Origin of the sequence: Aureimonas ureilytica (assembly GCF_001475935.1) — a bacterium.
In the GTDB taxonomy this organism is placed as follows: domain Bacteria; phylum Pseudomonadota; class Alphaproteobacteria; order Rhizobiales; family Rhizobiaceae; genus Aureimonas; species Aureimonas ureilytica_A.
This window is the reverse complement of record NZ_LDQA01000028.1, coordinates 332,153-352,055: the sequence shown is the minus strand read 5'-3', so window position 1 is coordinate 352,055 and position 19,903 is coordinate 332,153. Positions and strand designations below refer to the sequence as shown.

The window sequence follows — 19,903 nt, the reverse complement described above, 5'->3', positions numbered from 1 at the left end:
GGTTGATCGAAAATCGAGGTCGATCAAGGGCATGACGCCGATCCTTCATGCTGGCGAAGACCCAGCCTGTCCCTTTTCGTTTCTTAGTAACGGGACACTATTATGACCAGCGTGAACACGAACGCAGCGGCTCTGACCGCTCTGCGCACTCTTCAGAACACCAACGCTCAGCTCGAGACGACGCAGTCGCGCATTTCGACCGGCTACAAGATCGGCGAAGCCAAGGACAACGCGGCCTACTGGTCGATTTCCACGACGCTGAAGTCCGACAACAAGTCGCTTTCCACGGTCAAGGACGCGCTCGGCCTTGGCGCTTCGACGGTCGACACGGCTTATCAGGGCCTCACCAAAGCCAAGGACGTTCTGGACGAGATCAAGTCTAAGCTGACGGCCGCAACGCAGGACGGCGTCAACCGCGACACGATCCAGCAGGAGATCGGCCAGCTGCAGGACCAGCTGAAGTCGATCGCTTCTTCTTCGGTCTTCTCCGGCGAGAACTGGCTGTCGGTTGATAGCTCTGCAACGACCTACAATGCTAACAAGCAGGTTGTAGCGTCGTTTTCGCGTGATGCGAACGGTTCGGTTTCAATCGGCACGATCAAGGTCGACACGTCGGCTGTCTCGCTGTTCGACGCCTCGACGGCGACGGGCGCCGGCGGCATCGTGAACGGTGCTGTGTCGCTCAAGGGCACCGATGGCCGTGATATCGACCTTGGCATTGCTACGGTTGGCGGCAACACCTCCAAGGCTGGTCTGGCCAGTGCAGTTGGGACCTCGACTGGTCTGGCGGCCGGTACGGCGATGGCTTCCACGGTGACCGGTGCGGTTGCAGGTGCTGGGCTTGACGCAACGGGTGCTGCGTCCGGTGCTCAGGACGTTGCAACCTTGGCCATGAACGGTTCGCTCAAGCTGGCCGTTGGTCAGAAGGTATCGCTGAGCTACGTTCTGGCAGGTACAGCCTATACCACGACCTACACTGTGGCGAACGCAGTCAGCGGTTCCAGCTCTGCTGGCGCTCTGGCAACCGAACTGGCCAATATGACCGGTACGGGCCTGACCATCGCCGTCAACGGCGGTACTGCGACCAGCCTCGACATCAAGGCCACCGCCAATAACCAGGAACTGACGATCACGGACTTCCGTGTCATCGGTGACAATACCGCGATCTCGAGCACCTTCACTGGCCAGTCGAAGGCCGCTTCGATGACGACGGCTGCTCTGAACACGACGCTCTACACGGGCTCTTCCAGCGGTCTCACGAGCTCCGACAAAGTGCAGCTGACGCTGAACGTCGATGGTTCGACCGTGACCACCGGCCAGCTGGCGATCGGCTCCGGCGCCGCTGCGCTCGCCACCGCGCTCAACGCGGATGCGAACTTCTCGGCTAAGGCTTTCGCGACCGTCGCCTCGAACCAGCTGACGATCACTTCGCTGACCACCGGCACGACGTCCACGACCTCGCTGACCTCGGCCGCATTCTACGATGCCACCTCCGGCGCGGCCAAGATGCCGACCACGGCGGCCGGCACAGGCTTGTCGAACGTCGCCGTTCAGTCGACGGCGACCACCGGTACGTTTGCGGCGATCAATCTGGACAGCGACGACAACCTGTACTTCAATATTCAGGTTGACGGTGCTGCCAGCGCGACGAACATCACGATCAACAAGGCTCTGATCGACAAGACGTTGACGGCTGCGGGGCACGTCTCCGGTCAGATCGCGACCGCCACAGAGTTCAAGACGGTCATGGACGCTGCTCTTGCGGCATCGGGCGTGACAAGCGTGAAGACCTCCCTCACCAACAGCAACACGCAGCTGGTTTTCACCACGAACTCCTTCGGTGCGACGTCGAGCCTGACGATCGGCAGCGTCGTGGCTTCCACGGGTGCGGACAAGATTTCGGTCGATAAGATCGACATCTCGGCGACCGGTCTGGGCAAGGTGGGCGCCACCACCAGCGACCAGATCAAACAGGTGCTGACGGCCTATATCTCGGTCATCAACACGGCGATCAACAAGGTCACGTCTGCTGCCGCTGGGCTTGGCTCTGTCGCCTCGCGCATCGACATGCAGAAGTCCTTCGTGAACACGCTGATGGACACGATCGACAAGGGCGTCGGCAACCTGATCGACGCCGACATGACCGAAGAGTCCACCAAGCTCCAGGCTCTGCAGGTCAAGCAGCAGCTCGGAACCCAGGCGCTCTCGATCGCCAACCAGTCCGCTCAGGGCGTTCTCTCGCTCTTCCGCTCGTAATTCGAACGGACGGGCCGGATCGGCGGGGCAACCCGCCGGTTCGAACTCCAGTCTCCAGCACCTCTCGGGCCGCAAGGCTCGGGAGGTGTTTTCGTTTTGGGGCGGGAACGAACACTGTGGCTCCGAGGCTTCGGGGGAGGGGATGCACCGAAACCGCAGCCAGCCGCAAACCTTGCCGCGCGGTTAAATTCATCACGCCCGCACAAGCTTACTCGCCCAATGTCGGATCATCACTTCCCGCATCCGCAGGCGAACTCTATGGCGATGGTCGCTCGGGCCGAGGCCCAGAAACTTCTGTCCAATCTTCAGGCGCTCGGCGGCCGAAAGCTCGGCGCGCTGGCGATGGTTGGCATCGTGGCGGTGGCGCTGGTCAGTCTTGCCGCCTGGACCCTATCCAAGCCGACGATGGAGGTCCTGTATTCCGGCCTCGATCGGCAGGATGTCGCGCGCATCGGCGCGGCCCTGACAGAGGCCGGCATTCCCTTCGACGTGAACGCCACCGGCGACACCGTCTCCACGAATTTCTCCCAGACCGCCTCGGCGCGCATGTTGCTGGCTGAAAAGAGCCTGCCGCGCTCCGACAAGGCGGGCTACGAGCTCTTCGACACGATGGGCTCCATGGGCCTCACCACCTTCATGCAGGAGGTGACCAAGGTCCGTGCGTTGGAAGGCGAGCTGGCTCGCACCATCCAGACGTTGAAGGACGTGCGCGCTGCCCGCGTGCATATCGTCCTTCCGGAGCAGGGCTCGTTCCGCCGCGAACAGCAACCGCCGTCTGCCAGCGTCGTGATCCGCACCGATAATTTCGAGGATTTCGCCAACGCGCAGGCCATCCGCCACCTCGTCGCCTCGGCCATTCCCGGCATGAAGGTGGATCAGGTGACGGTGCTGAACACCGACGGCCGCCTTCTGGCCTCGGGCGACGACTCCACCAACGCCAATTCCACCAAGCAGCTCGGCATGGAATCGATCGTCTCGACCTCGATCGAAGACTCGATCCGCCGCACGCTCGCTCCCTATCTCGGCGTCGGCAACTTCCAGTCCTCCGTCATCGCCCGGCTCGACACCGACCGCAAGCAGACGAGTGCCCGCAAGTTCGACCCCGAAGGCCGCGTCGAGCGCTCCGTGCGCACGGTCAAGGAAACCGGCCAGTCGACCGATACGTCTGGCAACAACCCGGCCACCGCCGGCCAGAACGTGCCCCAGGCCCAGCCGCAGGCGAACGCTCAAGGGAACAATTCCTCCGAGGCCAAGGACCGCCGCGAGGAACTGACGAACTACGAGATCAACGAGACCACGACACAGACCGTGTCCGACGGCTATGACGTGAAGAAGCTCTCGGTCGCCGTCGTCGTCAACCGCGCCCGTCTGGCCGCAACGGTGGGCGAGAACGCCACCCAGGAGCAGATCGACGCGGCCTTGGCCGAAGTGCGCAAGCTCGTCGCCTCCGCCTCCGGCATCTCCGAGACGCGCGGCGACCAGCTGGAAGTGACGGCGGTGGACTTCGTGTCCAACGGTCAGGACCTCGAGCCGGTGCCCGCTCCCAGCTATGCTGAAATGCTGCTCAAGCAGTCCGGCACGGTGGTCAACGCCCTTACCATCCTCGTGGTCGCGGTTCTCGTGATCTGGTTCGGCCTCAAGCCCGCCATTCGCGCCATCGCCGGCCCGGCCGCCAACGACAACACTGCCGCCGCCGGCGCACTCGGCTCGGACGATGCGATCGAGCTGCACAATCCCTCGCTCGACATGCCAGAGATCACGGGAATTCCTGGTGCCATGACCTTCTCGGAAGATTTTGCAGCCTCGCTCGGTTACGGCGACCCCGCCAGCTCCGACGACCTCCTCGACGAACTGACCCGCAACCGCGCCAACTCGCCCAAGGTGCGCCTCGAAAAGCTCGTCGAATTCGACGAAGCCCAAGCGGCAGCCATCCTGAAGCAGTGGATCCACGATAAAGAAGCGGCCTAATCCATGATCCCTCTCGCTCAGCTCCTGGCCGATCAGTCCGACGACGAATTCGTCCCCTTCCGCGCTCCGGCCCGCCGGCCCGCTCCGGCCCCGGTCGCCACCCGCCCGCTGCAGAACAGCCTGCCTCGTATCACAGCGCCCGCTCCGGCTCGCGCCCCGGCCGCGCCCGCCAAGGCGCTCGCCGCCCCCAGCCGCCAGCAGGCTCAGCTGCGGCCCGTTACCGAGCCCCGCGTTCCGCTCCGCGAGCTCGAAGCCGAGCGCGAGGCCTGGGCGGCCGAGCGTGAAGCCCTGATCGAAGAGCGCGAAGCCGCGCTGGCCGATGCCCGTCGGCAGGCGGCCGAGGAAACCGAAACGCTGCGCCAGGATCTGGAGCGCGTGTCGGCCGACCGGATCGAGGAGCTTCGCCGTCAGCTCGCCGCCGAACATGGCGCCACCCTGCAGGACACCAGACGGAACTGGGTGGAAAACGAGGGCGACCGCCTGGCCGATCTCGTGATCCTGCAGATGGCGGTGTTCGAGGACGCGCTGAAGTCGACGCTCAACTCCCTGCTGCGCCCGCTGGTTCTCGACGCGCGCAAGCGCCAGACGGTGGACGAGCTGGCCGGCGCGGTGAAGACGATCGCCTTCGACGGCTCGTCGGTGAAGATCGCGGCATCGGGTCCGAGCGACCTGCTTCAGGCTCTGGAAAGCAAGCTCGGCGACCATGCCCGCCACGTGTCCTTCGACACGAACGAGACGGATACGGATGTGCGCATCGACGCCAACCAGACCGTGATCGAAACGCGCCTGGCCGCTTGGCTGAAGGCGGTTGAAGAGGCCCTCTCGTGAGCAGCGATTCCGCACACGATCACGGCAGCATCATCATCGTCCGCCGGGGTGGCGGCGATCATGACGGTCACCACGGCGGCGCCTGGAAGATCGCCTTCGCCGACTTCATGACGGCGCTGATGGCCTTCTTCCTCGTGATGTGGCTGACCGCCGTGTCCGATCAGGCGACGAAGAAGCAGATCGCGCAATATTTCAACCCGATCGAACTGAACAGCGACGTCCCGCCGACCGACGGCCTGACCAAGACCGACGCGGCGCCCTCCGGCCCGCCCGAGCAGAAGACCGGCCCGAACTCGCAGCCCGGTCAGCCCGGCGGTAAGCCCGTGGGCGGGACGGCCGAAGGCGGCGAGGATCAGGCGTTGTTCCGCGACCCCTATGCGGTTCTCGCCGAGATCGTGGCCGAAGGTGGCCCGGCGGTGGAAAAGGGCACGGCCAAGGGCAAGCCCGATGGCACCGGCCTTCCGGGTCTGAACGGCGGCGACGCCTATCGCGATCCGTTCGATCCAACCTCGTGGCAGATGCAGCCGAACATGGTGGCAAGCGCCAACGATCTGGCCGACAAGCCGCTGACCGAAAACCTTCCGCCGCCATCGGCCGATGAGTTCAAGACGGTGGCGACGGTTAACATACCGGCCCCGCCCAAGCCGGCAGCGGCTCCGCGCACGGCGCAGGAAGCGGACGCGGCCAAGATCGAGAAGGAAATCGAGGCCAGCGCTCCGGGCGCCGGGGCGGATGTCGCGGTCAAGGCCGGCGCTCCAGGCTCGGGCACGGTGACGATCTCGCTTGCCGACACGCTCGACACCGGCATGTTCCAGATCGGTTCGGCCCGTCCGACCGCCGATGCGATCCATCTCATGGAAAAGATCGCGGGCATCCTGAAGTCCCGGCCGGGCAAGATCGTCATTCGCGGCCATACCGACGCTCGTCCCTATGCTCAGAACAAGGGCGAGTTGGACAATTGGCGCCTTTCGACCGACCGCGCGCACATGGCCTATTACATGCTGATGCGCGGCGGGCTCGACGACAAGCGCGTCGAGGCCATCGAGGGCGTCGCCGACCGCCAACCCAGCAACACGTCCGATCCCGAGGCCGCCAGCAACCGGCGCATCGAGATCCTCCTGAAAGAGCCAGCAGCGTGAAAACAGTTCTCGGAGTGGCCCTCTGCGCCCTGATCCTCGGTTCCGGAGCCCTCCGGGCCGAGGACGGCGGACAGGCCGAAGCGGCCGCTTCGAGCGGCCACGAAGTCGCGGCGCCCGCCGAAGGAGAAGCCAAGGCGGATGCCGGGGCGCAGGGAGAGGCGGCCGCACAATTCGCCACGACGCGTGCGCCCATGCCTTTCGACGTCATGCGCTCGGTGCAGTTCCTTCAGGATCAGGTCGCGCGCGGCAATGACCGGGCGATCCGGGTGCAGGCCCTTCTCCTGCGCCGTTTCGGGCGAACCTTTCTGGAAGCCGATCCGGCGGTCTGGCGCGATCCGCGCAATTTCCGCGCGGCGATCCTCTTCTCGCTGAGCGGCGGAACGCCCGATGTCCTCGACCGCCTGATGCGGGAAAAGCTTCTGGACGAGTCCCAGACGGCGCTGATCGAAGGCACGCTGGCCTATGTCCGCAACAATCTGGAAAAGGCCAAGAAGCGCCTTGCCGATGTGCCGCTCGCAGAGATGGAGCCGGTTCTGGCGGCCCAGTTGCATCTGGTGCTGGGTCAGATCCATCAGGGTGACAATCCAAAGGACGCCATCGCGCATCTCGATCAGGCCCGACTTCTGGCACCCGGCACCCTGATCGAAGAAGCATCCTTGCGCCTTGGCGCCATGCTGGTGGACGCCAGCGGCGACCATGCCCGCGCCGATCAGCTCGCGCGGCGCTATTTCGATCGCTTCGCCAACAGCTCCTATGCCGGCAATTTCGAGGCCCGCTTCAGCGCGATGGTGACGAGCCGCGGCTCGGCCAATGCGGAAGAAGCGCTGGCCGAAATGTCCGACGTGATCGCGGCCCTCTCGGGCCCGCGCCAGCAGACGCTTTATCTCGCGGCGGCGCGGCGCTCGCTGGTGGAAGGCAATCTCCAGTTCGCCGCCGCTTCGGCCGAAGCGGCGCTCGCGATCCCCGGCCTGTCGGGACCCGACCAGAGCCGCGCCGAACTCTACAAGACAGCCTCCTCGCTCGGCTCGCTGAAGCCGACCCAGGCACGCCAGACGCTCGACCGGATCGAACGCGCCGAACTGCATCCCGAAGACGCCACCCTGCTGGACGCCGCCTATACCGTGCTCGACCAGATCGACGCGACGCTGGCGGCCATGCCGGCGCCCGCCCTGAACGTCGCGTCGGCCAAGGCCGACGGTCCCGCCGTTCTGGCACGCGCGGAAGCCGCTCTCGCCCAATCCTCCCAAGCTTTGAAGCCTTAAGGTCCATGAAGATCGATCTCTCCCCGCCGATGCCGGATCGTGAACCGCCACTTCGGACCGCGCCGCGCGACGACGATGCGCGCCGTGACCAGGGCCGCGCCTTCGACGCGGCCGTGCGGGATGCCAAGCCGCCGCAGCGCGATACGGCGAGTGCCGACAATCGCGCGCCGGCCCCGTCCGTGCAGGGCGACGCGTCCGCCAAGCCAACGCCGTCGCAGGACGCTTCGAGCGCGCGAGCGAGCGAGGCGACGTCTGCAAAGCGCGATGCGGGGGACGGCAAGGACACCGATCCCAACAAGGATGCGGACGCCGCCGATGCGACGCAGGCGGAGGGCGCTGACAAGCGCGCGCTCCAGTCTCTCCTGGGCCTCTTGAATCATTCGGGCCAGCGCAGCGACGACAAGCGCAAGGCCTCCGAACAGGACGCCGCGACCCGAACGCTGGTGCCCAGCGGAGCGGAACAGGGGCTCGATCCGACGGGCGGGGAGGGGACCGGCGGCAAGAGCGTTCGCCTCGAAGTCCTGAAGATGGAAACGCATTTCGAGCCGCATCAGGACGGAATGGTTCTCGTTCAGGCGAAAGGCGACGAGGCCGCTCGGAAGGCGGCGGCGGATGCCAAGTCCGCCGGTGTCAAGACCGCCGCCGAATCGTCTGCCAGCGCGGTTCTGGCAAGCCTCAGCGACAAGGCCAAGGCGGCGGCCCAGGCCAGTTCGGAGCGCATGTCCACCAAGGGCGCGGCGGCGACAGGCGACGGCCAGCAGCCAAGCGAGGCGCCGCTGCCTTTGCGCTTCGACGAAGCCCTGGCACGTTTGTCCGATCGCGGCCGAGCGGGCGCGGATCAGGGTGGCGAGCGGCGCAGCGATACGCAGCGCGCGGCTTCGCTGGACGCGGCCAAGGGCAGCGATACCGCAACAGGCGGCAAGACCTTGACGGTCGATGCTCTGGCGGCGGGCGGCAGTGGAGCGGGCGGGCTCGGCATCGCCACCCAGATTGCCGACCGGATGCTCGAAGTTCTGGGCGAGCCCAACGCACGGCCCTCCAGCGCGGCGACGCCCGATCAGGATGCGCATGTGCGCATGCGGGCCGGCGGCGCGGCGCTGAAAACGCTTACGATCCAGCTCAAGCCCGAACATCTGGGCACGCTGGACGTGTCCATGCGCTTGTCGGAAGGCAAGCTCACGGTGGAACTTGCGGCCAGCCGCGCCGATACGGCGGTGCTCCTAGCCGAGGATCGCGGGGCCTTGCGTCAGCTCTTGGAGCGCGCGGGCTTCTCACTTGACGATGCCGCGATCACCGTGGTCGCCAAGGACATTCAGGCCAACGCCCCGCGTGCGGCCGATGGATCGGCCGGTGCGGGCAACGACAATTCGAGCTCGAACGGAGCGTCGGGACAAGCTGCCAGAGACGGCTCGCCATCTCGCGACGAGCAGCCGAGCGGGCGCCGTTCGCCCGAGACCCCGGCTCGCGATGGCACCGTATCGCAGGACGCTTCGCGCACTCGCCGAGCGTCCACCTATCTCTGAAAAACCATCTCGTTTCTGCAAAACAGAACAAGGGCGGAAAGGGTCTCCTTTCCGCCCTTTTTTGCGCCGCAAAAATATAGGCTCTGTGGCCTTGAAAGGGTTAACGAGTTGAAACTCCGTCGACTTTTATGCAACGCCCAAGCTTGCGTTAACCCTATAGTGATTTTTGGGGATAGGCCGATTCGAGGGGTGCAGGTAACTTTTCCCTAACGAAACGCAAGACATTCGGTGGGGCCAAATGATCGTAGTCGTGGATAACCGGGAACTCGTGACCAACGGCTACAAGTCGCTTTTCTCGCAGGAAGGCGTCTCGTCAGCGGGCTTTGGAGTGGACGAGTTCCGCGACTGGGTCGAGTCGGCCTCCGAGACCGACATCTCCGCCGTCGAGGCGTTTCTGTTGGGCGATTTTCCCGAGCGCAGCACATTCACCCGCCTCGTGCGGAGCCGCTCCACCGCGCCGATGATCGCTCTGGCCGAGACCAAGGCCCTCAATTCCACGCTCGATCTGTTCGCCGCCGGCATTGACGATGTGGTGGCCAAGCCGGTCCACGTCAAGGAAATCCTGGCGCGTGTCGGTGCCATCCGCCGCCGCGACGTGGCGGTCGATCGCAACCGCAACGCGATCGACGAGATCTGCGTCTTCACCGATGGTCGCGACGCCGAAGTCGGCGGCGAGCCGCTGGTCCTGCCGCGCCGCGAGCGCCGCATTCTGGAATATCTGGTCGCCAACAAGGGCCGCCGCGTCTCCAAGCAGCAGCTCTTCAGCGCGATCTACGGCATTTTCGACGAGAACGTCGAAGAGAACGTCATCGAAAGCCACATCTCCAAGCTGCGCAAGAAGCTCAAGATGCGCCTGGGCTACGATCCCGTCTCCTCCAAGCGCTATCTCGGCTACGGCATCGGCGTCTGATCCGCCTAAAGCTCAAGTCTTAACAAAAGCATTCAACCCGGCGCTTGCGTCGGGTTTATTTATATTTACTAATAAAAGATTAATCCCGTATCATCCTTTACACTTCGTAATGCAGTTTGACGCAAGCCAGTCCCGATACCTTTGCCACAATTCCCCGGTTTGGTATTGAAGGAGCAGGCATGAGCATCGGCGGACTAATGCGCACGAGCGTTTCGGGCATGGACGCGCAGGCCACGCGCCTCAGCGCCGTCTCGGAAAACATCGCGAACGCCAATACCAACGGCTACAAACAGACGACGACGGAGTTCACGTCGCAGATTCTGGCCCATGGCGCGAACCAGTATAATTCTGGCGCGGTGGAAGCGAATGTTCGCACGCTGGTCAGCGAGCAGGGCGGCATTTCCTATACGGCCAATTCCAGCAACTCCAAGAAGATCGATCTCGCCATCCAGGGCAACGGCTTCCTCGTCGTCAACGATGGCAGCACGAAGGGCGGCTCCTCCGGCAACTACCTGACGCGCGCCGGCTCCTTCACCCAGCAGGCCGACGGCACGCTGGTGAACGCGGCCGGTTATACGCTGATGGGGTATCCCGTCACGACCGGTGGGACCGACTACACGCTGAATGGCTTTGCCGGCTTGCAGCCCGTCAACATGCGGGCGTCGCTCTTGAGCGCAACGCCGACGACGAAGGGCGATTTGACCGCGAACCTGAACAAGGAAGCGGCAAAGATCGATCCTGCCGTCGCTGGCGTGACCACGCCTGGCGAGATCACGACGACGCCGACCGCAGCCTCGAACACCGTGATTTCCTACACGTCCGCCAGCTCGATCACCACGTATGACAATACGGGCAAGGCGGTTCAACTCGACGTCTATTACACGAAAATCGACAACAACAAGTGGGAAGTGGCGGTCTTCAACAAGGCCGACGCGTCGTCGACCACGGGCACGAATCCGTCCGCGACCGCGCCCTTCCCCTATGCCGCTGGAACGACCGCGCCCAAGGGCCCTCTGTATACGGGGACGATGACATTCGATGCGTCATCGGGCAAACTCGCGTCGATTACGTCGGGAGGCACCACGTCGACGGTCGATACCGCTGCGCGCAACGGCTTCTTGAATATCGATCTCCGCTCGACCAACGCCAATGCGATCAACGCGCTCAACGGCTCGCAGATCGCGCTGAACGTCAGCGATTTCACCCAGTATTCCAAGGATTACCTGCCGCTCGCCGCCACGGTGAACGGCAATCCGGCCGAAGTGATCGACAAGGTGTCGGTCGGTAAGGACGGAACCGTCTCCGCCACCTTCACCTCGGGCACCTCGCGCAATCTCTATAAGATCCCGCTCGCCATGGTCGCCGCCCCGGACAATCTGACGGGCGTTTCGGGCAACGCGTATTACGCTGGCGTGGAGTCGGGCACGATCCTGATGGGCTTCGGCGGCAGCGGTGGCCTTGGCACTCTGCAGTCGGGCGCACTGGAAAACTCGACGGTCGATCTGGCGAGCGAACTGACGACGATGATCGAGTCGCAGCGCTCCTACACGGCCAATTCCAAGGTCTTCCAGACCGGTTCGGAAATCATGGACGTTCTGGTCAACCTGAAGCGCTAACGCCATCGGGGCATGATTTCGAGAGGCGCCGGCGGCGCTTCTCCCTGCGAGGGCGCGGCCGCGGATCGGCGGCCGGCCAACGATCGATTCTCCTTTGCGGACGCCCACCATGACCCTTTCGTCTGCCATCAACACGGCGACGTCGTCGCTTCAGGCCAGCCAGGCTCAAACCGCTCTCGTTTCGCGCAACATCGCAAACGCGAATGTGGCCGGCGCGACGCGCAAATACGCCAATGTCGTGACCGGCGCGGACGGGCGGCTGGAAATCCGTTCGGTTTCGCAGTCCGGCAATACCGCTCTGTTTCGAAATGTCCTCAACGGCACCTCGGATGTCGCGAGGTCGGGCGTAGTGGCAGGCGGGCTCGACCGCCTCAACGAGGTGATCGGCGATACCGATGCGAAGGGCTCGCCCGCGGCGAAAGTGTCCGCCCTCGCCGATGCGCTGGTGAGCTACAGCAAGGCGCCCGCCAATGGAGAAGTCGGCCGGGCGGCGGTCGCCGCCGCACAAGCTCTCGCCACGTCGCTGAACGTCGCAAGCGATACCGTTGATCAGATCCGACAGGATGCCGACGACGAACTGGGGCAAGCCGCCAGTGATATGCGCAGCATTCTCAGCCAGATCCAGGATCTGAACCAACGGATCACGGCTGGCACCGTCGCCAACCGGGACGTCACGGACGAGGTGGATCAGCGCGATCAGCAGATCCAGAAACTATCCGAATATGTCGGCATCAACGTTCAGTCGCGTGGCGACAATGACCTGGTGATCTATACCGACAGCGGTGTGACACTGTTCGATCGTGTGGCGCGTAGCGTGGATTTCACGGCCACCCCGTCGCTCAAGCCAGGGCAGGCCGGTGGCGCTTTCCGTATCGACGGGACGGTCGTTACCGGAGCCAACTCCTTCATGCCCGTCACGAGCGGCAAGATCGCCGGCTTGATCGAACTGCGGGACAAGGTGGCGCCCCAGTTCCAGACGCAGCTTGACGCCATTGCCAACAACCTGATCGATGTCTTCTCCGAAACCGGTGGAGCGCAGGGCCTCTTTCAGGACGCCAGCGCGACCGTCACCGGTGTTGCTGCCACAGGGACGACGCCCGCCAGCGCGAGTTCATCGCTCGCAGGGGCGGCGGGACGGATCAAGGTCGCCGCCAGCGTCCTGGGAGACCCGACCCTTCTGCGCGACGGCGGGATCAGCGGCGGCGCCAAGTACAACACCGACACCGCTGCGACGGGCTATACGACGCGTCTCACCAATCTTGTGACCAGCATTCGAACCGCTCGCGCCTACAGCGCGGATGGTGCCGATGCCACCGGGACGATCGCCAATTTCGCGGGCTCGTCGATGAGCTGGCTGCAGGGCACGCGCTCGACGACGCTGGCAACCAACCAGTATCAGCAGACGCTTCTCGATAAGACCCAGACGACGCTTTCGAACGAAACAGGCATCGACCTGAACACCGAGCTGACACGGCTTCTCGATCTCCAGCGTTCGTTTCAGGCCTCGTCCAAGATCATCACCACGGTGGACCAGATGATGGCCGCCCTTCTGCAAGCCATCTGAGGACGCTCGGCGCCATGTCGATTTCCAGCCTGACCTTAAGCAACTTCTCACGCAGCACCATCCAGCGCGTGCAGACCCAAATCGCCGATGCGCAGAAGGAGTTCAACACCGGACGCCACGCCGATGTGGGTCGCACGCTCGGCCGCGTCACCGGAAACGCGATCTCCTACCATTCGCAGGAGGACACGTTCCAAAGCATGTTGGACTCCAACAAATTGATCACCAGCCGCTTTCAGCTGATGGACAATTCGTTGACGTCGATCCGCAACGCGTCCGACGACTATTCCAAGGCTCTGATCAACGGCACGGCCACGGGAACGGGCACGGCCGCTCTCATACAAAGCGCGCAGCAGGGCCTTCAGCAGGTTCTGGGCGCGGTCAATGTCAGCAGCGGCGGCGAATATCTGTTCGGCGGCACGCACGCCAACACCCAGCCGGTGAAAAGCGACAGCGCGACCTTGACCACTTTGTCGGGCAGCATCCAGTCGAAATTCCTTGATGCACTCGGCATCACGGACGTTTCCCAAGCGACTGCAGACCAGGTGAATGCCTATTTCAGCGATGCCGGCTATACGAAATCAGGCTCCGCGACGGCTCGCAGCTTTTCGGTCGATTTCTTCGGCACGCCGGCTGTGCCGGCCAATGGCGCGACGCCGGCCGTTGCGGCTGTTCCGGGTATCTGGGACGGCATCGCCGATTCCGGCGGCGCGGTCTCGTCCGCCTATATCTCGCGCTCCGAGCAGATCGACACGTCGGTCAACGTCAATACGCCGGCCTTCAAGAATACGGTCGCGGCCTATGCGATGATCGGCGCGCTGGGCGTGGACAAGATGGGCGATAGCGCCCGCCAAGCCCTGACAACGGCGGCGCAGGTGAAGCTGAAGTCGGGTCAGGACGGCATCGTCAAGGTTCAGTCGGACCTCGGCGTTCGGCAGAACCGCGTCGATGCCGCCAATACGCTGCTAACGAAGCAGAAGGATTTGGTGGCTGCCGCGTATGACCGCCTCGAAGGCGTCGATCAGACCGAAGCCGGATTGCTGATCAACCAGCTGAAGACGCAGCTCGACGCGACCTTCGCCGTGACCGGCAAGCTGCAGAATCTCAGCCTTCTCAACTATCTCTGATCCGGCCTCGCCGCCGAACCCGACCAAAGGGCATGAATGCCCGCCGCTTTGAGGAATGGGAATGTATCAATTCTCCTATGCCGAGGTTACGCAGGACAGCTCGGCAACGGCCCGCGAGCGCGAGCGCGAGGCGCTCGATCGCATGGTCGATGCGCTCAAGCACGCCGAGGCCGCGGGCCCGCGTTCGCGCGAGGCGATCGACGCCATCTACCTGACGCGCAATCTCTGGTCGGTGCTGGTGGAAGACCTCGCGACGCCCGGCAATGCGCTGCCGGACGAGTTGCGCGCCAGCCTCATCTCGATCGGGCTCTGGATCATGCGCGAAGCCGAGGCGATCCGGCTCGGCCAGCGCGAGAGCTTCTCGACCATGATCGAGGTCACCACCATGATCCGCGACGGGTTGGGAGAATAAGGATGTCGACACTTCGCATCACCCTGCGCGCGGGCGAGCGCATTTTCGTCAATGGCGCGGTCATGCGCGTCGATCGCAAGACCCATCTGGAATTCATGAACGACGTGACCTTCCTTCTGGAAAGCCACGTGATGCAGGCCGAAGACGCGACGACGCCGATCCGCCAGCTCTACTTCGTGGTCCAGCTCATGCTGATCGACCCGGCGACGGCGAGCGAAACGCGCGTTCTCTTCGAGCGCAGCTTCCCCGCCCTTATGGCCGCCTTCTCCTCGGCAGCCGTGCGCTCCGGGCTGCAGGACGTCGCCGAGCTGATCGAACGCGACCGCGTCTTCGAGGCGCTGAAGCGCCTGCGGGCGATCATTCCGCTGGAAGACGCCATTCTCGCGGCAGCGGCCACCGTAGACGCACCCGCCCATATGGGCTCTGTTTCCTTGCCGGAGCGTGCTCCGGTTGCTGTTGGAGCTCGCTGATCATGGAAGTTTCCGGCGTTTCGACCCAGAACCAGACCACCAATGTCGGCGCTTCGACCGGCACGTCCTCGTCGACGGCCAGCGAGCTGAAGACGGGCCTCGACTACAACGCCTTCCTGCAGCTTCTCGTCACACAGATGAAGAACCAGGACCCGTTGAACCCGACCGATCCAACCCAGCAGATGAGCCAGCTCGCCTCGTTCTCCAACGTGGAACAGTCGATCAAGCTGAACCAGAAGCTGGAGGCGATGACGACGCTGAACGCGCTCACCAACGCCAACTCGCTGATCGGCCGCACCATCACCAATGGCGACCAGACGCTGAGCGGCGTGGTGAAGTCCGTGCAGGTCACCAGCGACGGCACGGTGGCCACGCTCTCCTCGGGCAAAAGCATGACGCTCGGCAACGGCGTGAAGGTCGAGTAGCCATGAACGAGGCCGATGCCATCGACATCGTTCAGCACGCGATCTGGACGGTGGTTCTCGCCTGCGGTCCGGCCGTGGCCGGCGCCATGCTGGTCGGCATTCTGATCGCGCTGTTCCAGGCGCTGACGCAGATTCAGGAGGTCACGCTGACCTTCGTGCCGAAGATCCTCGCGATCTTCGTCATCATCGCGCTGACGGCCTCCTTCACTGGCGCGCAGGTCTATGCCTTCACGCAGGAAAGCTATTCCCGCATCGAACACGGGTTCTGAGCTTTCTCGTATCTTGATTTGATCGAGACGCCCGTCGGTTCGCTCCGGCGGGCGTTTTTGCTTGCGATACGCTCCGCATCGCGCCAGCCCGGCACCAGTGAGCCCTGAAATAAAGCGTTAAGGATTGTGCCGCGACCCGACCGTCGCGGGATCTGTGCCGAGCCGGGCTCCGTTCGCCCGCGCGCCGTTTTTCGGGGAATGCGCCGTATGTCGGTCGACACGCTCAAGATCGCGCCCAGCCTGCCGGGCAATTCACGCCGCGACATCGGCTTTGCCGTCGGCATCATCGCGATGCTGGCGGTTCTGTTCGTGCCCATTCCCGCCTTCCTGATCGACGTCGGGCTGGTGATCTCGATCGCGCTGTCGATCCTGATCCTGATGGTGTCGCTCTGGATTCAGAAGCCGCTGGAATTCTCGGCCTTTCCGACCGTGCTGCTCCTGGCCACCATGCTGCGCCTGTCGCTCAACATCGCGACGACGCGCGTCATCCTCAGCCATGGCGACCAGGGCCACAACGCGGCCGGCTATGTCATCGGCGGCTTCTCGCAGTTCGTCATGGGCGGCGACTTCGTCATCGGCATCGTTGTCTTCATCATCCTGATCACGGTCAACTTCCTCGTCATCACCAAGGGCGCGACGCGTATCGCGGAAGTCGGCGCGCGCTTCACGCTCGACGCCATTCCCGGCAAGCAGATGGCGATCGACGCCGATCTCTCGGCCGGCCTCATCGACGAGAAGCAGGCACAGACCCGCCGGCGCGAACTGGAAGAGGAAAGCTCCTTCTTCGGTTCGATGGACGGTGCCTCGAAATTCGTGCGCGGCGACGCGATCGCCGGCCTCATCATCACGGCCGTCAACATCTTCGGCGGTATCATCATCGGCGTCACGCGCCACGGCATGGACGCCAGCCACGCGGCCGACGTCTTCGTGAAGCTGTCGGTCGGTGACGGTCTCGTCACGCAGATCCCGGCCCTGATCGTCTCGCTCGCCGCCGGTCTTCTCGTCTCCAAGGGCGGAACGCGCGGCGCCGCCGAACAGGCCATCATGACGCAGCTCGGGCACTATCCCCGCGCTCTGATGGTGGCCGCCGCGCTGCTCGGCGTTCTCTCGCTGCTGCCCGGCCTGCCCATGCTGCCCTTCGCATTGACGGCCTGCGCGCTCGCCGGCATCGCCTATGTCATTCCGCGTCGCCGCGCCGAAGTGGTTCAGAAGGAACAGGCCGAACAGAAGGCCGCCGAGGAAAAGGCGCTCGAAGCGGAACGCCAGTCGGTTAAGGAATCGCTGCGCATCATCGAAGTGGAACTGGTGCTCGGCAAACAGGTCGCCGCCCATCTCAACTTCTCGCGCGACGAACTCGCCAACCGCGTCGCCAAGATGCGCCGCCGCTTCGCCTCGCGCTACGGCTTCGTCATCCCCGAAATCAAGCTTTCGGACGATCTGGCGCTCGACCCGCGCTCCTATGCCATCAAGGTTCATGGCACGACGGTCGCCAGCCAGCCGATCCGCCTCGGCGATCTCCTGATCGTCTTGGGCGATGCGCCCGTGCCCGATATTCCGCACGACCTGACCAAGGAGCCGGCCTTCGGCCTGCGCGCCGCCTGGATTTCCGAGACCTTCGCGGCCGCCGCGCGGCGCTCGGGCTTCGAGCCGGTGGATACGCTGTCGATCATCCTGACGCATCTGTCGGAGGTGATCCGCAACAACCTCGCCCATCTCCTGTCCTACAAGGATATGCGCTCGCTGCTCGACCGGCTGGAGCCCGAATACAAGCGCCTGATCGACGAGATCGTGCCGGCCCATATGAGCTATTCCGGTCTTCAGGCGGTGCTGAAGCTGCTGCTGGCCGAGCGCGTCTCCGTGCGGAACCTGACGCTGATCCTGGAAGCCATCGCGGAAATCGCGCCCCATGTGCGCCGGTCAGAGCGCATCGTGGAACATGTGCGCACCCGCATGGCGCAGCAGATCTGCGGCGATCTTCTGCACCATGGTCAGCTGGGCGTTCTGCGCCTGGGCAACCGCTGGGATCTCGCCTTCCATCAGGCGCTTAAGCGCGACGCCAAGGGCGACGTCATCGAGTTCGACATCGACCCGCGCCTCGTGGAGCAGTTCGCCACGGAAGCCACCAAGATGATCCGCGAGAAGACCGACCAGGGCGAGAATTTCGTGCTCGTCGCCTCGCCGGACGCGCGCCCCTATGTGCGCATGATGATCGAGCGCATCTTCGTCAATCTGCCTGTTCTCTCGCATCTCGAAATCGCGCGCGGCGTCGACATCAAGGCGCTCGGATCGATCTCGTGACCGCCGACGCGCAGGCGCTGATCATCGCGCTGTTCCTGATCTTCTGCCGCATCGGCTCCTGCCTGATGATGCTGCCGGGATATTCCAGCGCGCGTATCCCGACGCATATCCGCCTTTTCGTGGCGATCGCGGTGGCGTTGTCCGTCGCGCCCCGGCTTCTGCCGCAGGTGTTGCCGCTGGTGCAGATGGCCAGCGACGACATGCGGATCTACATGACCGTCGGCGAAATCCTGAACGGGCTCCTGATCGGCCTTCTGGGGCGCGTCTTCATGCTGGCGCTGCAATTTTCGGGCAGCGTCATGGCCAACGCGATCGGCATGGGCCAGTCGCTCGGCGTGCCCCTGGAAGGCCACGAGGCCGACCCCGCGCTCGTTTCGCTGATCACGCTGACGGCGACGGTGATGATCTTCTCGCTGAACCTTCACGCCGAGATCGTCAACGCGCTGGTGGCGTCCTACAAGGCGATGCCGGTGGAACTCGGTTTCTCGATCCGCTCCGGCCTCAACTCGCTGGTGGACAATCTGGCGCAGACCTTCATGCTGTGCCTGCGCATTTCCAGCCCCTTCGTCGTCTATGCCGTGATCGTCAATTTCGCGATCGGCCTGGCCAACAAGATGACGCCGGCCATCCCGATCTACTTCATCTCCATGCCCTTCGTTCTGGCGGGCGGACTTCTGCTTCTCTGGTTCAGCGCCGGCAATATCCTGTCGATCTTCGCGGGCGCCTATCGTCAATGGGTGGTCATGGGATGAGCGAGGGCAAACGATCCGACCGGCTGGCCCGTGTTCTGGCCGTGCAGGAGCGCAAGCGCCAGCAGGCCGAATGGGCGCTCGCCGAACTCGTGCGCGAGCAAAAGGGCCTGGAAGACACGCGCGACGAGCTGCTCGATACCTTGGGCGCGCAGTCGCTGATGCAGGGCCTGTTTCTCGACGCCAAGGTCTCCGCGCTCCGGCGCAACGATCTGGCGCTGGCGGCCGTCTCGGCCAAGCAGGTGGACGCGCGCGAGCGCGTTCGGACAGAGAACATGACGGAGAAGCGTGTCGAGCGCGCGGCGGAGGCGGCCCTCGTGGAGGACCGGATCGCACAGGACGCGGTCGAACTTCTTTCTGCCCTCGAAGACCACCTCGTCGCCCGCGCCGCAAGCCTGGAATAAGTGCGGCGCGCTAGAAGAAGAGTGACATGCGGCCCCAAGGTCGCGATCTCCTTTCGGACCATCACGCCATGACCGTGGACCCGCTCTCCCCCTTGTCGCCGACTGCTGCGAGCGAGCGCAGTGCGCCCGCCTCGGCGGTGCCGGCCGCGCCCGTCTCGGCGACGGACGCCGGCAGCTTTGCCGATCTTCTGGCGGCGCAGAACCTGCAAGGGGCCGCGCGCGCGCAGGAAGAGCGGGGCGAGCGCTTCTTCCATCAGTCGTCGCATAGCGGCGAGCTGAAGCCGCTGCAGAAGTTCGAGAGCTTCTTCCTGCGCAATTTCGTGGAAACGATGCTGCCGCAGAAGGACACGAGCTTCTTCGGCTCCGGTACGGCCGGCCAGATCTGGAAATCCATGCTGGCCGAGCGCATCGGCGACGAGATGGCCGCCTCTGGCGGCATCGGGATCGCCGACATGCTGGCCAAGCGCGAGCCGGGTGGGCCGGACAAAAGCTAACCTATCAGAGCTCTTGGGCCGTCGAGGGCCCGGAGCGCACCGATCACAGCGGCTCGTTCGTCTGGCGTGGGCAGGATGCGTCTGACCATTGCGAGGCACGGAGCCGTCAACGAGTTTCGCTTGCGCCCCCAATGGGATGAGCATGAGCGAGGCGAGAGGCGGCGAAGCCGCGACAGAAAAGGACATGGGCAC

18 protein-coding genes are annotated in these 19,903 nt (G+C 64.2%); all 18 read left to right on the top strand.

All coding sequences use genetic code 11. The features are described 5' to 3' along the window. Positions 1 to 102 precede the first annotated feature (102 nt). The 18 genes from NS365_RS24990 (at position 103) to NS365_RS14080 (ending at position 19,711) form a co-directional block, all read left to right on the top strand. A complete protein-coding gene (locus tag NS365_RS24990) occupies positions 103 to 2,256 on the top strand; it encodes a flagellin (RefSeq protein WP_058600913.1) in 2,154 nt (717 codons plus the stop codon). A gap of 264 nt (positions 2,257 to 2,520) precedes the next feature. Continuing rightward, positions 2,521 to 4,224 carry a flagellar basal-body MS-ring/collar protein FliF gene (gene fliF / locus NS365_RS14160; RefSeq protein WP_058600960.1) on the top strand — a complete coding sequence of 568 codons (1,704 nt, stop codon included), beginning with the start codon at positions 2,521 to 2,523 and terminating at the stop codon, positions 4,222 to 4,224. A 3-nt stretch (positions 4,225 to 4,227) separates the two neighbouring features. Continuing rightward, positions 4,228 to 5,052 carry a hypothetical protein gene (locus NS365_RS14155; protein WP_058600912.1) on the top strand — a complete coding sequence of 275 codons (825 nt, stop codon included), beginning with the start codon at positions 4,228 to 4,230 and terminating at the stop codon, positions 5,050 to 5,052. Next, a complete protein-coding gene (locus tag NS365_RS14150) occupies positions 5,049 to 6,191 on the top strand; it encodes a flagellar motor protein MotB (protein WP_058600911.1) in 1,143 nt (380 codons plus the stop codon). The genes NS365_RS14155 and NS365_RS14150 overlap by 4 nt, the downstream gene beginning before the upstream one ends. Beyond that, complete coding sequence (locus NS365_RS14145; RefSeq protein WP_153003777.1) at positions 6,188 to 7,453, top strand: hypothetical protein; 1,266 nt, start codon at positions 6,188 to 6,190, stop codon at positions 7,451 to 7,453. The genes NS365_RS14150 and NS365_RS14145 overlap by 4 nt, the downstream gene beginning before the upstream one ends. 5 nt (positions 7,454 to 7,458) lie before the next feature. Continuing rightward, positions 7,459 to 8,976, top strand: a complete 1,518-nt coding sequence (locus tag NS365_RS14140; protein ID WP_058600909.1) for a flagellar hook-length control protein FliK — start codon at positions 7,459 to 7,461, stop codon at positions 8,974 to 8,976. A gap of 238 nt (positions 8,977 to 9,214) precedes the next feature. Then, positions 9,215 to 9,886: a response regulator transcription factor gene (locus NS365_RS14135; RefSeq protein WP_058600908.1), complete on the top strand. Its 672-nt coding sequence runs from the start codon at positions 9,215 to 9,217 to the stop codon at positions 9,884 to 9,886. A gap of 179 nt (positions 9,887 to 10,065) precedes the next feature. After that, complete coding sequence (locus tag NS365_RS14130; RefSeq protein WP_082684603.1) at positions 10,066 to 11,502, top strand: flagellar hook protein FlgE; 1,437 nt, start codon at positions 10,066 to 10,068, stop codon at positions 11,500 to 11,502. A gap of 109 nt (positions 11,503 to 11,611) precedes the next feature. Further along, the gene (gene flgK, locus NS365_RS14125) at positions 11,612 to 13,066 is read left to right on the top strand and encodes a flagellar hook-associated protein FlgK (RefSeq protein WP_058600906.1); all 1,455 of its coding nucleotides are present in this window, start codon (positions 11,612 to 11,614) and stop codon (positions 13,064 to 13,066) included. 14 nt (positions 13,067 to 13,080) lie between these two features. After that, positions 13,081 to 14,190: a flagellar hook-associated family protein gene (locus tag NS365_RS14120; RefSeq protein ID WP_058600905.1), complete on the top strand. Its 1,110-nt coding sequence runs from the start codon at positions 13,081 to 13,083 to the stop codon at positions 14,188 to 14,190. Positions 14,191 to 14,251: 61 nt separating this feature from the next. Beyond that, a complete protein-coding gene (gene flaF / locus NS365_RS14115; protein WP_058600904.1) occupies positions 14,252 to 14,602 on the top strand; it encodes a flagellar biosynthesis regulator FlaF in 351 nt (116 codons plus the stop codon). Positions 14,603 to 14,604: 2 nt separating this feature from the next. Further along, positions 14,605 to 15,072 carry a flagellar biosynthesis repressor FlbT gene (flbT, locus tag NS365_RS14110; protein ID WP_058600903.1) on the top strand — a complete coding sequence of 156 codons (468 nt, stop codon included), beginning with the start codon at positions 14,605 to 14,607 and terminating at the stop codon, positions 15,070 to 15,072. 2 nt (positions 15,073 to 15,074) lie between these two features. Continuing rightward, positions 15,075 to 15,497, top strand: coding sequence for a flagellar hook assembly protein FlgD (gene flgD, locus NS365_RS14105; RefSeq protein ID WP_058600902.1), 423 nt, complete (start codon positions 15,075 to 15,077; stop codon positions 15,495 to 15,497). Positions 15,498 to 15,499: 2 nt separating this feature from the next. Then, a complete protein-coding gene (gene fliQ / locus NS365_RS14100) occupies positions 15,500 to 15,766 on the top strand; it encodes a flagellar biosynthesis protein FliQ (protein ID WP_058600901.1) in 267 nt (88 codons plus the stop codon). A 207-nt stretch (positions 15,767 to 15,973) separates the two neighbouring features. Then, positions 15,974 to 18,064, top strand: a complete 2,091-nt coding sequence (flhA, locus tag NS365_RS14095) for a flagellar biosynthesis protein FlhA (RefSeq protein WP_153003776.1) — start codon at positions 15,974 to 15,976, stop codon at positions 18,062 to 18,064. Further along, positions 18,061 to 18,816 carry a flagellar biosynthetic protein FliR gene (locus NS365_RS14090; protein WP_058600899.1) on the top strand — a complete coding sequence of 252 codons (756 nt, stop codon included), beginning with the start codon at positions 18,061 to 18,063 and terminating at the stop codon, positions 18,814 to 18,816. The genes flhA and NS365_RS14090 overlap by 4 nt, the downstream gene beginning before the upstream one ends. After that, positions 18,813 to 19,217 (top strand): hypothetical protein, encoded by a 405-nt coding sequence (locus tag NS365_RS14085; protein WP_058600898.1) that lies wholly within the window; start codon positions 18,813 to 18,815, stop codon positions 19,215 to 19,217. The genes NS365_RS14090 and NS365_RS14085 overlap by 4 nt, the downstream gene beginning before the upstream one ends. Before the next feature lie 26 nt (positions 19,218 to 19,243). After that, complete coding sequence (locus NS365_RS14080) at positions 19,244 to 19,711, top strand: rod-binding protein (protein ID WP_058600897.1); 468 nt, start codon at positions 19,244 to 19,246, stop codon at positions 19,709 to 19,711. Positions 19,712 to 19,903: the final 192 nt, after the last annotated feature.